At 67.6% G+C, this 14277-nt stretch carries 13 protein-coding genes; 11 read left to right on the top strand and 2 right to left on the bottom strand.

What is annotated here, in order from left to right; all coding sequences use genetic code 11:
- Positions 1-9 precede the first annotated feature (9 nt).
- The 3 genes from K7G19_RS24540 to K7G19_RS24530 all read left to right on the top strand — a co-directional run bounded on the left by K7G19_RS24540 (position 10) and on the right by K7G19_RS24530 (position 4748).
- On the top strand, positions 10-2439 hold the full coding sequence (locus K7G19_RS24540; RefSeq protein ID WP_265632471.1) for a DUF3772 domain-containing protein: 2430 nt from the start codon (positions 10-12) through the stop codon (positions 2437-2439).
- A 231-nt stretch (positions 2440-2670) separates the two neighbouring features.
- Positions 2671-3594 (top strand): alpha/beta fold hydrolase, encoded by a 924-nt coding sequence (locus K7G19_RS24535; protein WP_226109579.1) that lies wholly within the window; start codon positions 2671-2673, stop codon positions 3592-3594.
- Positions 3595-3773: 179 nt separating this feature from the next.
- Complete coding sequence (locus tag K7G19_RS24530; protein ID WP_226109578.1) at positions 3774-4748, top strand: tripartite tricarboxylate transporter substrate binding protein; 975 nt, start codon at positions 3774-3776, stop codon at positions 4746-4748.
- 247 nt (positions 4749-4995) lie between these two features.
- On the opposite strand, the gene K7G19_RS24525 is transcribed toward K7G19_RS24530, so the two are convergent.
- Positions 4996-5661, bottom strand: a complete 666-nt coding sequence (locus K7G19_RS24525; RefSeq protein WP_226109577.1) for a hypothetical protein — start codon at positions 5659-5661, stop codon at positions 4996-4998.
- Positions 5662-5989: 328 nt separating this feature from the next.
- Here K7G19_RS24525 and K7G19_RS24520 point away from each other — a divergent pair, with 328 nt between their 5' ends.
- Positions 5990-6883: a cytochrome c gene (locus K7G19_RS24520; RefSeq protein WP_150084079.1), complete on the top strand. Its 894-nt coding sequence runs from the start codon at positions 5990-5992 to the stop codon at positions 6881-6883.
- Between the two features lie 341 nt (positions 6884-7224).
- The gene (locus K7G19_RS24515) at positions 7225-8181 is read left to right on the top strand and encodes a manganese catalase family protein (protein ID WP_226109576.1); all 957 of its coding nucleotides are present in this window, start codon (positions 7225-7227) and stop codon (positions 8179-8181) included.
- 109 nt (positions 8182-8290) lie between these two features.
- Here K7G19_RS24515 and K7G19_RS24510 read toward each other — a convergent pair whose 3' ends face one another.
- Positions 8291-9616: an Nramp family divalent metal transporter gene (locus K7G19_RS24510; RefSeq protein ID WP_226109575.1), complete on the bottom strand. Its 1326-nt coding sequence runs from the start codon at positions 9614-9616 to the stop codon at positions 8291-8293.
- 457 nt (positions 9617-10073) lie between these two features.
- On the opposite strand from K7G19_RS24510, the gene K7G19_RS24505 reads away from it, so the two are divergent.
- The 6 genes from K7G19_RS24505 (at position 10074) to K7G19_RS24480 (ending at position 14093) form a co-directional block, all read left to right on the top strand.
- Positions 10074-11387, top strand: a complete 1314-nt coding sequence (locus K7G19_RS24505) for an RNA polymerase sigma factor (RefSeq protein ID WP_149320219.1) — start codon at positions 10074-10076, stop codon at positions 11385-11387.
- 290 nt (positions 11388-11677) lie between these two features.
- On the top strand, positions 11678-12043 hold the full coding sequence (locus tag K7G19_RS24500; RefSeq protein ID WP_226109574.1) for a YciI family protein: 366 nt from the start codon (positions 11678-11680) through the stop codon (positions 12041-12043).
- Between the two features lie 92 nt (positions 12044-12135).
- Positions 12136-12510 carry a YciI family protein gene (locus tag K7G19_RS24495; protein WP_150084083.1) on the top strand — a complete coding sequence of 125 codons (375 nt, stop codon included), beginning with the start codon at positions 12136-12138 and terminating at the stop codon, positions 12508-12510.
- A gap of 67 nt (positions 12511-12577) precedes the next feature.
- Positions 12578-13024 (top strand): nuclear transport factor 2 family protein, encoded by a 447-nt coding sequence (locus K7G19_RS24490; RefSeq protein ID WP_226109573.1) that lies wholly within the window; start codon positions 12578-12580, stop codon positions 13022-13024.
- A gap of 46 nt (positions 13025-13070) precedes the next feature.
- Positions 13071-13505 carry a YciI family protein gene (locus K7G19_RS24485; RefSeq protein WP_226109572.1) on the top strand — a complete coding sequence of 145 codons (435 nt, stop codon included), beginning with the start codon at positions 13071-13073 and terminating at the stop codon, positions 13503-13505.
- Between the two features lie 117 nt (positions 13506-13622).
- On the top strand, positions 13623-14093 hold the full coding sequence (locus tag K7G19_RS24480) for a VOC family protein (protein ID WP_226109569.1): 471 nt from the start codon (positions 13623-13625) through the stop codon (positions 14091-14093).
- Positions 14094-14277 lie beyond the last annotated feature (184 nt).

Below are 14277 nucleotides of genomic sequence, written 5' to 3'. Positions count from 1 at the left end.
GCTCCCCTCATGCGTCGATTTCCCGGAATGGCGTTCAGCCTGCTGCTGATCGTCTTTTTGCATCTGTTACCCGCCGCGGCACCCGCGGCCTTTGGCGCGGACGAACCGTCCCAGACCGCGGACAAGCCCGCCGCCCCGTTCTCCGCCGCCGCGGCCAGCGCGGAGTTGAAACGGCTGCAGACCGAGCAGGACCGCATCAAGCAGCAGGCCTCCAAGGACACCACCGGCAACCAGCTGACCGAGCTCGACGATGCCGTGCACCGGCTGCTGGCGGACGTCGACACGCTGACCGGCACGCTGGTGGCCGAGCGCGCCAAAGTGCAGGCACAGATCGATCTGCTGGGCCCGCCGCCGGCCGACGGCAGCGCGTCGGAGGCGCCCGCCGTCGCCCGCCAGCGCGCAGACTTGAACGGACGCGCCAAGGCGCTCGACGAGCAGTTGAAGAAGGCCGAGGAAGACAAGGAAAGCCTCGGCAATCTGGCCGATCAGATCGGCAAGCTGCAGCGCGGCCATCTGAAGGACCAGGTCGCCCTGCGCTCCAACAGCATCCTCAGCGGCGACTTCTGGATGCCGGCATTCGACCCGAGCCCGCAGGACCGCCAGCGCTTCGAATCGCTGCGCTCGCTGGTCACGCCGATGGCGAAACAGGCCTGGGACGCCGAGCACCGGACCGGCACGGTGATGCTGCTGGCGCTGGCCTTTGCCATCTGGTCGCTGGGCCGCCGGCTGATCGAGCGCGGCATGGCCTGGGTTTGCCTGCACCGGCTGCCGGAGCACCGGCTGCGGCGCAGCGCGCTGGCGTTGTCGACCGCGCTGGCCACGGTGCTGACCACCGCGCTGGCCGTGCGCATCGTGCTGTTCGCCTTCACGCGCGACTACGAGCTGTCCGAGCCGATGCGCGACCTGGCGGACGAGCTGATCAAGCTGACGATGACCAGCGCGCTGATCGCGGGCCTGGGCCGGGCGCTGCTGTGCACGCGCCATCCGACCTGGCGCCTGCCGTCGCTGCACGACGACATCGCCCGCGCGCTGCGGCCCTTCCCCATCGTGCTGGCTGGCCTGCTGTTGCTGGCCGGCACCGTCGAGCAGCTGAACCGGACCATCGATACCAGCGTCCAGGTCACGCTGTTCGGGCGCGGCCTGGTCTCGCTGGTGGTCACGCTGACGATCGGCGCCGGGCTGCTGCGGGCCAACCGCGTGCGCGCCGCGCTGGTCGCCGCCGGCGAGCGGCCGGGCAGCGGCTCGACGCTGACCGGCATCGTGCTGGCCGGCCTGACCGCCACCATCGTGGTGACGCTGGTGGCCCTGGTGACCGGCTATATCACCTTCGCGCGCTTCCTGACCTACGAGATCGTCTGGTTCGACATCGTGCTATGCAGCCTGTATCTGCTGACCAAGCTGACGCGCGATGCCTGCGAGAGCCTGTTCTCGGTGCACTATTCGAGCGGCCGCATCATCAAGCAGCTGTTCGGGCTCGGCGACAGCCATCTCGATCAGGTGTCGACCGTGCTGTCGGGGCTGGGCTCGAGCCTGCTGTTGCTGCTGGCCGTGATCGCGCTGCTGACCGGCGGCTTCGGCACCACGCCCAAGGACCTGCTCGACAGCCTGCTGATGGTGCTGGGCGGCGAGCGGCTGCGGGCGATGAACATCATGCCGGAGCGCATCCTGAATGCCGTGATCGCCACCGGCGTGGGCGTCTATATCCTGCGCTCGGTGCGCCGCTGGCTCGATGCGGACCTGCTGCCCAAGACCGGCATGGAGCCGGGCATGCGCGCCTCCCTGGTGACGCTGTTCAGCAATATCGGCTACGTGCTGCTGGTGCTGATGACGCTGTCGCTGCTGGGCGTGCGCTGGGACAACCTGGCCTGGATCGTCAGCGCGCTGTCGGTCGGCATCGGCTTCGGCCTGCAGGAGATCGTCAAGAACTTCATCTCGGGGCTGATCCTGCTGACCGAGCGGCCGGTCAAGGTCGGCGACATGGTCAATATCGGCGGCGTCGAGGGCGATATCCGCCGCATCAGCGTGCGCGCCACCGAGATCCAGCTGGGCGACCGCTCGACGATGATCGTGCCGAACTCGCAGCTGATCTCGCAGAGCGTGCGCAATGTCACGATGAACAACAGCACGCTCGGCGTGGCCTCGCTGACGCTGACCTTCCCGCTGAACATCGACCCGGAGGAAGTGCGCGACATGCTGCTGGCCGCCTACGCGGACAACCAGGCCATCCTCGACCATCCCGCGCCGTCGGTGACCTTCAGCCAACTGGCGCCGAACGGCATCACGCTGACGGTGACGGGCTTCGTCTCCAGCCCGCGCATTGCCGGCGGCACCAAGAGCGATCTGCTGTTCGACATCCTGAAGCGGCTGCGCGCGGCGGAGATTCCGCTGACGCATCCGCAGACGCTGCGGCTGGTCAATTCGGAGGTGCTGGCGGCCTGATGGCGCGGCTGCGGCGGCTGGCGCGCGGCAGCGGCGGCTGCTCCCGCGGCTAGGGCTGCAGCTGCGGCTCGGCAGTGGCTGCGACTGACGCTGAGGCTGAGCCTGTGGCTCGGCTGCGGCCGGGCGGGGGGCGGCGGCGCCGTTATGCCGGCGGGGGTCGGCCGTTATTTCCTGCCAGTTAGCCTTGTGTTGCCTGGCAGGCGCCCAATGCCCCGGTGCCGACGCACTAGAATGGCGCGATTCCCGTTCGGAGATCGCGCCGTGGACCTTTCCCTCTTTCCGCAATTCCGCAGCATCGACGTCGAGACCGACAGCGAGGTCACGATCCATGCCGTCGTCGGCGGCGACGGGCCGCCGCTGTTGCTGCTGCATGGCCATCCGCAGACCCATGCGATCTGGCACAAGGTCGCGCCGGCACTGGCGCAGCGGTTCACCGTGGTGGCCTGCGACCTGCGCGGCTATGGCGATTCGTCCAAGCCGGCCGGCACCGGCGACCACGGCAACTACAGCAAGCGGACGATGGCGCGCGACACGCTGCGCGTGATGCAGTCGCTGGGCTTCGATCGCTTTCGCGTGCTGGCGCACGACCGTGGCGCGCGCGTGGCCCATCGGCTCGGCATGGACCATCCCGCCGCGGTCGAGCGGATGGTGCTGCTCGATATCGCGCCGACGCTGGCCATGTACGAGCAGACCACCGAGGCCTTCGCCCGCGCGTACTGGCACTGGTTCTTCCTGATCCAGCCGGCGCCCCTGCCCGAGCGGCTGATCGAGGCCGATCCGTCGCGCTATATCCGTGACCTGATGGGCGGCCGCAGCGCGGGTCTGAGCCCCTTCGATCCGCGCGCGCTGCGCGAGTACGAACGCTGCGCCGCCCTGCCCGGCGCCGCGCATGGCGTCTGCGAGGACTATCGCGCCGCGGCCGGCATCGATCTCGAACACGACCGCGCCGACCGCGAGGCCGGCAAGCAGCTGACGATGCCGCTGCTGGTGCTGTGGGGCGAACAGGGCGTGGTCCATCGCTGCTTCCAGCCGCTGCAGGAATGGCAGCGGGTGGCGGAGGATGTCGATGGCGGGCCGTTGCCGTGCGGGCACTACATTGCCGAGGAAGCGCCTGACGCTCTGTTGGCGCGGGCGCTGCCGTTCCTGGAGCAATAAGGTCGGCGGCCAATGCTGCGCCATGCTGCGATAAGCGGCGCTTATGGCCGTAGTCGCAGATTGAATTTCCCGCCGGGGTTCTCCTTCGGTAAAGTCGCTCGCGCATTGGACGGGGCCGATGGCAGTTGCCGCCGCGCCCCGCCTGCGTGACAGCAACGCGACAACAAGGAGGAGATCTCATGCAAGGCATTCGCCAGGCCCTGGCCTGCGCCGTATCCGCGGTGGCATTGCTCGGCGCCACGCCGGCCAAGGCCGACAACTGGCCCAGCAAGCCGATTCAGATGATCGTGCCGCAGGCACCGGGCGGGACCAACGATATCGTGGCCCGGCTGGTGGCGGCCGACCTGTCGCAACGGCTCGGCCAGCAGGTCGTGGTCGAGAATCGGCCCGGCGCCGGCGGCAATATCGGCACGCAGTTCGCGGCGCGCGCGACGCCGAACGGCTACACGCTGCTGATGACCATCAGCAGCACGCAGGCGATCAACCCGTCGCTGTACCGCCAGGTTCCGTTCGATCCGATCAAGGACTTCGAGCCGATCGCACTGGTCGCGACCGTGCCGAACGTGCTGGTGGTCAATCCCGCCTTCCCGGCGAAGACGCTGCCCGAACTGATCGCAATGGCGAAGGCCAAGCCCGGCCAGTATCGCTTTGCCTCGGCCGGCAACGGCACGCTGAACCATCTGCTGGGCGAAATGCTGAACAGCATGGCCGGCATCCAGCTGGAGCATGTCCCGTACAAGGGCGTGGCGCCGGCCCTCAATGACGTGCTCGGCAACCAGGTGCCGATGGCGTTCGCCAGCCTGCCCTTGGTGCTGCCGCACATCAAGGCGGGCAAGGTCCGCGCGCTGGGCGTCAGCTCGGCCAGGCGCTCGCCGTTCGCGCCGGACATTCCGGCCATCGGCGAGACGGTGCCGGGTTATAGCGGCGATCTGTGGGTCGGCCTGTTCGCGGTCAAGGGCACGCCGAAGGAGATCACGCAGAAGCTTGCCCAGACCATGCAGGCCGCGCTGGCCGACCCTGCGCTGCGCGAGAAGCTCGGTGCGCAAGGTGCCGAAGCGCTGTCGGCCACGCCGCAGCAGTTCGCCACGCAGCTCAAGGGCGATATCGACAAGTGGGCGCGCATCGTCAAGTCGTCCGGCGCGCAGGTGGATTAAAGCGGGTGGATTAAAGCGGGTGGATTAAAGCCGGTACGTTAAAGCGGGTGGATTAGACGGGTGGATTAAACGGGGGCATTAAACGCAGGTGGACAGAAAGGAAACCGGCCCGCCCCGCATATCGCGCTGGACGGGCCAGTTGGTGGCGCCTCTGGGCGCCTGCGGTCTCTACCGCCTGGTGGGCTGCTTATTGGGCTGCTTATTGGGCTGCTTATTGGGCAACTTATTGGGCAGCATTCTGGGCAGCTCAGTGGGCAGCCGACCCGGCGGTGGCCTGTTCGGCCTGAGCCTGCATGAACTCCCGGGCAGCGCCGACGGCCTGCATCGCCTCCTGACTGCCGCCCTTGTCGGGATGGGCCTTCAGCGATGCCGCCCGGAACGCCTTGCCGATCTTCGCCAGATCCGTCTCGCCGGCATTCAGCCCCAGGATTTCGTGCGGCAGACGGTCATAGCTCCATCCGTCGGGCGCGTAAGGGTTTGCTGAAGCGGCGGGTTTCTGCGGCGGCGGCGCGCTGTGCGTGGATTCCGGGCCATGCGGCGGGGGCGCGCTATACGTCGGTTCGGGCCGCGGCGGCGGGGGCGCGCCGTACGTGGGTTCGGGCCCCTGCGGCGGCGCGCTGTACGCGGGTTCGGGCCGGTGCCGCGGCGGCGCGCTGTGCGCGGGTTCTGGCCGTTGCCGCGGCGGCGCGCTGTACGCCGGCTCGGGCCGATGATGCTGCTGTTTGGCGCGCTCGCTTTGCCGATCATCGCGATGCGTCGGTTCGGGCTCGGGATTGCGCGCCGGCCACAGCACCACGATCGCCGCCGACAGCCTGCCGGCCTGGTCGACCAGCACGATCGCATTGATCTGCAGCGGCGCCGATCTCCGCGGCGCGAAGGCGTTGGCGTTCAGGTTGGCGAGCAGCAGGTTCATCAGCAGCGCATTGGCGGCATCCTCCGGCGACATCGACAACCGCTGGTCGGGGGACTTCGCCTGCGGCATTGGCGGCGGGATGTCGATGGGCCGCTGGGCGGGGACGAAAGAAACGAACGGCATGGCAACTCCTTGAGGTCATGGGGGCTGCCATCTTTGCCCGCTGACCGCAAAGCCGCTACCGCTGAAACCAACTGGTTTTCGCTTTTGCATCACGTCACGCGCCGCACGGCCTATCGTGCCCGCATCGCTCTCGGTGCGCTCACGCACATACCGCCACCATCGGCATCGCCGCAAAATCGCCTTTTCCGCATCGACAGGGGCGACGATGAAGCGCGTGATCCGTATTGCGGGTTGGACGATCGCCGGGCTGATCGTCGCCGCCGGCCTGGTCCTGGCGACCGGCATCCTGCTCGCCGAACGCAAGGCCCAACGGCAGGTGCACGTGCCCGCGGTTCCCGTCGCCTATCGCGATGACGCGCAAGCCCTCGCGCGCGGCAAGTATCTCTACGAGTCGCGCGGCTGCATGGAATGCCACGGCGCCGACGGCCGCGGCCGCGTGATGATCAACGACCCGTCCGGCATGTTCGTGCGCACGCCGAACGTGACGGCCGGCAATCCCGATATCGCGCGCTACCGCGAACGGGACTGGGTCCTGGCGATCCGTCACGGCGTCGCGCCATCGGGCCGGCCGCTGATGATCATGCCGAGCGAGGACTACAACCAGCTCAGCGACGAAGACCTGTCCGCGCTGGTCGCCTATATGCGCAGCCTGCCGCCGCTGCTCAGCGGGATGACCGAGATCCGCCTGCCGCTGATGGCGCGCGTGCTCTACGGCTTCGGCATGATCCAGGACGCGGCGGCCAAGATCGACCACGCCCGCCCGCCGTCGCCGCCGCTGCAGCCGGCGCCGACCGCCGCCTATGGCGCCTATGTCGCCAATGCCTGCATCGGCTGCCACGGCGCCGATCTGGCCGGCGGCAAGATTCCCGGCGCGCCGCCGGACTGGCCCCCGGCCGCCGACCTGCGCCCGGGCGCCGTGATGCTGCGCTACCGCACGCCGGAGCGCTTTATCGAGATGATGCGCAACGGCGTGCGGCCGGACGGCACCGAGGTCAGCAAGGTGATGCCGTTCGAAAGCCTGCGCAAGATGAGCGACACCGACCTGACCGCGCTCTATCTCCATCTGAAGGCGTTGCCGGTGACGCAGGCCGCGCGGTGAGCGGGTTGGCGTTGCGGTGGTCGGCACTGCCCGATGCCCGATGCGCGGCGTGCGGTTCCCCGATGCGCGTTGCACGCCTGCGACATTCCTCCGACCGGTCCGGCGCCATAAGCGAAAGTTTTACACGTTTGCCTAATTTCACCGCACGCCGACTACGATAGGACCCCGTCTCCTTCCCCGCTCTCGCGCCGCCTCTTCCGGCGGCAGGCACTCACGACCGCGTTTCGTCCCACCGATCCTTGCTCCGGGCATGGGCATTGCAGCGCAACCCACGCCCATGCGGAGTGAAGTACCGCTTGAGTCCCTGCTTGAGTTCCGTTGACCGAGATCGGAGGATCCCCATGTTCATGCACAACAAACGATTGCAGTACACCGTACGCGTATCACGGCCCGATCCCGGTCTGGCCAATCTGTTGCTGGAGCAGTTCGGCGGTCCGCAGGGCGAATTGGCGGCCGCACTGCGCTATTTCACGCAGGCGCTGGCCGAGGACGATCCGGGCCGCAAGGACATGCTGCTGGATATCGCAACCGAGGAACTGAGCCATCTGGAGGTAATCGGCTCGATCGTCGCGATGCTCAACAAGGGGGCCAAGGGCCAGCTTGCCGAGGGCATCGAACAGGAAGCCGAGCTGTATCGCTCGCTATCCGGCCCCGGCAACGACAGCCACGTAACCCAACTGCTGTATGGCGGCGGCCCGCCGCTGACCAATTCGGGCGGCGTGCCCTGGACCGCGGCCTATATCGACACGATCGGCGAGCCCACCGCGGACCTGCGCTCCAATATCGCCGCCGAGGCGCGCGCCAAGATCATCTACGAGCGGCTGATCAACGTTACCGATGACCCCGGCGTGCAGGAAGCCCTGGGCTTTCTGATGACGCGCGAGGTGTCGCACCAGAAGTCGTTCGAGAAGGCGCTGTATTCGATCCAGCCCAGCTTCCCCCCGGGCAAGGCGCCGCCAATGCCCGAGTTCGCCAGCGTCTACTACAAGATGTCGCAGGGCGACGCGCTGCGCGGTCCGTGGAATTCGGATTCGACCTTCGAGTTCGTCGAGAGTCCGACGCCGGCGGTCGATGGCGGCAGCGGCATGCCCGAAGTCCAGCTCGAGCCCAACCAGGCCAGCGCGGTGGAAGCGGCGGCGATGCGCACCGAATCGGACGTCAACAGCGATCCGGTGACGGGCGCGGACCTGGGCAGCGTCGATGAGGCCGAGCTGCCGACCGACACCGGCGCGCCCGGCGCGGGCGGTGCGGGCGGCGCAGCATCCGGGTCGCCAAAGGTGCCGCCGGGCAAGGCCTGATCGGCCGTCTGCCGCGGATGTGTGGTGATGAAGAACGAGGCGGCCGCAATGGCCGCCTCTTTTTATGGACGCTGCGGCGGGCGCTACCGCGCGGGTCTGGTCCCGCCGGCTATGGCAACACGGTCGTCGCCAGCAGCGTCACGTTCATGCCGATGATCAGCGTCACCGCAATCACCGCCAATACCGTGACCCACGGCTTGTTGACGTAGGCGCCCATCACGGAGCGGCGGCTGGTCAGCCAGATCAGCGGCACCACCGCGAACGGCAATTGCAGGCTCAGGATGACCTGGCTGAGCACCAGCAACTGGCCGATGCCCGCTTCGCCGTAGGCCAGCGCGACGAACATCGCCGGCACCACCGCGATGCCCCGCGTCAGCAGCCGCCGCGCCCACGCCGGCAGCCGCAGCTTGACGAAGCCCTCCATCACGATCTGCCCGGCCAGCGTCGCCGTCACCGCGGAGCTTTGTCCCGACGCGAGCAGCGCGACCCCGAACAGCACGCTGGCGATCGCGGTGCCAGTCAGCGGCCCGAGCAGCTGGTAGGCGGCGCGCAGGTCGTTGACCTCGTGCATGCCGCCGGTATGGAACACGGCGCCGGCGGTCACCAGGATGGCGGCGTTGATGAAGAAGGCGATCACCAGCGCCAGCATGATGTCGACCGTGTAATAGGCGAGCGTGGTGGCGATACTCTCGTGTCCGCGCCGGATCCGCTGCGGTCCGACCATCGACGAATGCAGATACAGGTTGTGCGGCATCACGGTCGCGCCGACGATGCCGATCGCGATGTACAGCATGTTGGTGTCGGTCAGCACCCGCGTGCTCGGCACGAAGCCGCGCGCGACGTCGCCCCATTGCGGCTGCACCAGTACCAGGTTGATCGCAAAGCAGAGGAACACCACCGCGAGCAGCGCGATGACCACCGCTTCCAATTGCCGGTAGCCGCGCTGCTGCAGCGCGAGGATCAGCAGCACGTCGAGCACCGTCGCGGCCACGCCCCAGGTCAGCGGAATGCCGAACAGCAGGTTCAGCGCGATCGCGGTGCCGATGACCTCGGCCAGGTCGGTGGCGCAGATCGCCAGCTCGCACAGCAGCCATTGCGCCAGCGCCGAGCGCTTGCTCGAATGCTGCCGGCAGGCCTGCGCCAGGTCCATGCCGGACACCACGCCGAGCCGCGCCGCCAGCGTCTGCAGCAGCATCGCGATCAGGCTGGACATCAGCACGATCCACAGCAGCGCGTAGCCGTAGCCCGAACCGGCGGCAAGGTCGGTGGCCCAGTTGCCTGGGTCCATATAGCCGACCGCGACGAGGTAGCCGGGCCCCAGGAAGGCCAGCAGACGGCGCCAATGCAGCTTGCCGCCAGGCGGGCGGCGCCAGGTGCCGACCGGCCCCGCGGCCTGCGCGCCGGCGTCCGGCGGCGGGGTCGTGTCAGGCGGCATGGCGCCTCCCATGCCGGCCGCGCCGGAGCCGCCGTTCAGACATCGGCGAGCAGCCGGGTCAGCAGCACCGCCAGGCCGCCGCCGTTGATGGTCAGGCCGAGCAGCAGCCGGACAGGATGGTCACGCCAGTCGCGCCGGATTCGTTCCATGGCTTCGCGTCTCCTCGTTTTCGCGCGCGCTCGGCTCGGCGCGCGGCCGCCATATCAAGCACGAGCCATGCCCGCGCGGTTTGAACACGACAGGCGTCCGAATGGAGCCCGATTGCGGTTCCATTCGGGTCACCGGCACGCCTTGTTCGACTGGCGCTTCTCCGGCGCACCGCCCTGCCCTGTGGCACTTTGTTACAACGGCCCGGCTCGCCTTGCCATCGGCACTCATCCGCCGCAGAATCGGCATGCCCGTGCGCCAGCGCACGCCTGCCGGCCGCGGTCCGCGGCGGCTTCGCCGACAACGACCGATGCCAGATCCCATCGCCGCACCGTCCGAAACTCCCGCCACACCGTCGGAAAAACACGCCCCTGCGGCGTCGGAGGCCACCGTCGGCGAGATCTATCGCGCCGAATCGCGCCGCGTGCTGGCCACGCTGATCCGCCTGCTGGGCGACTTCGATCTGGCCGAGGAAGCCCTGCACGACGCCTTCAAGGCAGCCCTCGAACAATGGCCGCGCGACGGCGTGCCCGCCAATCCCTGCGCATGGCTGATCTCGGCGGGCCGCTTCAAGGCCATCGACGGCATCCGCCGCCACGCGCGCTTTCGCCCGCTCGACGACGTCACCGAACAGGTCGAAGCGATCGTCGACGAGAGCGCGACGCGCGCCTTCGACGAGCTCTTCGACGACACCTGTCTGGAAGACGACCGGCTGCGCCTGATCTTTACCTGCTGCCACCCCGCGCTGGCGCCCGACGCCCAGGTCGCCCTGACGCTGCGCGAGGTCTGCGGCCTGACCACCGAGGATATCGCCCACGCCTTCCTGACCGCGCCGTCGACGCTGGCCCAGCGCATCGTGCGCGCCAAGGCCAAGATCCGTGACGCGCGCATTCCCTATCAGGTGCCCGACCGCCAGGACCTGCCGGAGCGCCTCGACAGCGTGCTGCGCGTGGTCTACCTGGTCTTCAACGAGGGCTATTCGGCCAGCTCCGGCGATCAGCTGACCCGCCACGACCTGTCCGGCGAGGCGATCCGGCTGGCGCGGCTGCTGCTCGAGCTGCTGCCCGAGCCCGAGGTCATGGGACTGCTGGCGCTGATGCTGCTGCACGAGTCGCGCCGGGCCGCGCGCACCTCGCCCGACGGCGAACTGGTGCTGCTCGACGAGCAGGACCGCAGCCGCTGGGATCGCGCGCTGATCGCCGAGGGCACCGCGCTGGTCGAGCGGGCGCTGTCGTCGCGCCGCTTCGGGCCGTATTCGCTGCAGGCCGCGATTTCGGCGGTACACGCCGAAGCGGACAGCGCTGCGTCGACCGACTGGCCGCAGATCGTCGCGCTCTATGACGTGTTGCTGGCGCTGCAACCCTCGCCCGTGGTCGAACTGAACCGTGCGGTCGCCGTGGCGATGCGGGACGGTCCCGAGGCGGGACTGCAGCTGGTCGACGCGATCCTGGCCCGTGGCGATCTGGGCGATTACCACCTGGCCCATGCCGCCCGGGCGGATCTGTGCCGGCGCCTGGGCCGCTACGCCGATGCCCGGGACGCGTATCGGACCGTGCTCGAACTGGTCCGCCAGGGCCCGGAGCGGCGCTTCATCGAACGCCGGCTTGCTGCGCTGCCGCAATAGAGGGGGCGAGCGCGACTGCGGCAGGCTCGTCTGCCGTCGATGGCCTCTGCCGATGGTTTCTTTCGATTCCCTCTGTCGGACGCCTCTGTCGATTTCGCCCGATCCCGAACGACTATCCACTGACAGGGCCATGGCCCTGCCGGCGTCATGGCGTCGTCGCCGGCGCCGTCTATGCTGATTTTCCGTGCCGTTTCGTTGCTGTTTCGTTGCTGTTTCGTTGCTGTTTCGTTGCTGTTTCGTTGCCGCGCCGCTTGCTGGCCCGCCAACACCACCCTACCGAGGAGCCCCAGATGAAATATCTCTGCCTGATCTATTACCAGGAGAAGCAGGTCTACAGCATGCCGCCCGAAGAATGGGATTCGCTGGTCGGCGAATGCCTGCGCTTCGGCGACAAGGTGCGCAGCAGCGGCCACTACATCGGCGGCGAGGCGCTGCAGCCGGTCGAGACCGCCAAGACGCTGCGCGTGCGCGACGGCAAGGTGACCGTCACCGACGGGCCGTTCGCCGAGACCAAGGAGCAGCTGGCCGGCTTCTATCTGATGGAGGCCGCCGACCTGAACGAGGCGATCCAGGTCGCCTCGAAGATCCCGCCGGCGCGGCATGGCAGCGTCGAGATCCGGCCGATCCGCGAATTGCCTGGCGCAAGCGGGACGTAAATTTTTTTGCGGGGCATTGTCGATCGGCGCGTTCGCCGTACGACTAGGTAACAGGAAGTCCGAACAGCCACCGAATCCGAGGAGCGGCGACGATGAAATACCTGTGCCTGATCTATACCGACGAGCGTGTCCTGCAAGCGATGCCCGAGCCGGAATGGCGCAGCCTGGTGGAACAGTGCCTGCGCTTGCGCGCCACGCTCGAGCGCGACGGCATGTACCTGGCCGGCGAAGCGCTGGAAAGCGCGACGACGGCCACCACGCTGCGGGTCCGCGCCGGCAAGGTATCGTTCACCGACGGGCCGTTCGCGGAAACCAAGGAACAGCTGGCGGGCTTCTATCTGATCGAGGCCGAAGGCCTGCACGAGGCGCTGCACGCGGCGGCGGGGATTCCCGCCGCACGGCTGGGCAGCATCGAAGTGCGGCCGGTGATGTCGCTGGCGGTCGGCAGTACGCCGCCCGCGCAGTGACGGCCGGACCCGACCACGACCTCGCATCTCCAACCCGCTATCCGCCTTTCCTTTCAGGAGACTCAAGATGAGCAATGCCCCGCAATCCCAGACCGCCGCCGAGACCCAGATCCGCGCCATGCTGTCGGCCTGGCGAGACGCCGCGGTCGCCCGCGACGTGCCGCGCATCGTGTCGCACTACACGCCGGACATCGTCGCCTTCGATGCCGTGATGCAGCTGCAGTTCAAGGGCGTCGACGCCTACGGCAAGCACTGGGCCGCATGCATGGAGATGTGCCCCGGGCCGATGGTGTTCGAGATGAACCAGCTGCGATTGTTCGTCGATCAGCAGTTTGGCTACGGCCACTATCTGCTGCGCTGCGGGCATGAAGAAAACGGCACCGAAAAGAGCTCGTGGATGCGAGTCACCGTCGGGCTGCGCAATACCGGCGACGGCTGGAAGATCGCCCACGAACATTTCTCGGCGCCCTTCGACGTGGAGAGCGGCAAGGCGCTGTTCGAACTGCAGCCCTGAGCGGCGTCGCAATGCCTAGACTGATCTACCGACAGGAGATACCGCAATGCGCTTCATGATTCTGGTCCGAGCCACGCAAAAGACCGAGAGCGGCGTGATGCCGGAGGAGGCGCTCATCAGCGAGATGGCCGCCTATCACGAGGAGCTGGCCAAGGCCGGCGTCCTGGTCGATGCGTCCGGGCTGCAACCCAGCGCCAAGGGCTGGCGAATTCGCTATCAGGGCCAGCAACGGACCGTCACCGACGGGCCGTTCGCGGAGACCAAGGAGCTGATCGCCGGTTACACGATCATCCAGGTCAAGTCGCGCGAGGAAGCGCTCGAATGGACCCGGCGCTTTCCGAATCCGCAAACCGACGATAACCACTGCGAGATCGAGGTGCGGCAGCTGTACGACCTCGAGGACTTTCCGCCGAGCGAGGGCATCGAGCGCTTCCGCGAATTGGAACCCATCCAGCAGCGACAGCAGTCCCAAACGCAATAACGATGCAATAACGATGCAATAACGACGCGATCACGCGCAAAAAGACGGTCGAAGACAGTTGGAACAGTTCGAAGAGTTCAAACAGTACGAGCAATACGATTAGACAGGAGAACCAAGATGGCACAAACGCAAGTCAAGCCGATTCCCGATGGGATGCCCACGCTGACGCCGCATATCGTCTGCGCCAACGCGCTGGAAGCGATCGAGTTCTACAAGCGCGCGTTCCGCGCGGTCGAGGAATTCCGGCTCACCACGCCGCAAGGCCAACTGATGCACGCGATGCTGCGCATCGGCAATTCGCCGGTGATGATGGCCGAGGAAATGCCCGAATGGCAGAGCCTGGGACCGAAGGCATTGAAGGGAACGCCGGTGGTGCTGCACCTGTACGTCGAGGATGTTGACGCGGCGGTGGCCCGGGCCGTCGACGCCGGCGCCAAGGTCACGATGCCGGTGCAGGACATGTTCTGGGGCGACCGCTACGGCCAGCTCGAAGATCCGTACGGCCATCGCTGGTCGGTGGCCACGCATGTGCGCGACGTACCGCCCGAAGAGCTGGCCAAGGCAGCTGAGCACGGCTGCGGCGCTTGATCAGGCGGTAGATGGCATGAAAGCGGCCCGTGTGGCCGCTTTTTTTATGGCTTTTTAAGTCGGCCCGGAGTGAATTTCGTTGGAGCCGTCGCCGCCGCCGCAAAGCAAAACACCCCAGACCTTGGGAGATCTGGGGTGTTCTGGGGATGGAGAGCCTGGCGATGACCTACTTTCACACGGGTAG

Origin of the sequence: Cupriavidus sp. DB3, assembly GCF_020418465.1 — a bacterium.
GTDB classification, from domain to species: Bacteria; Pseudomonadota; Gammaproteobacteria; order Burkholderiales; family Burkholderiaceae; genus Cupriavidus; species Cupriavidus cauae.
Note: the sequence above shows the minus strand (reverse complement) of the source record. Positions and strands in the feature narration are given on the sequence as shown.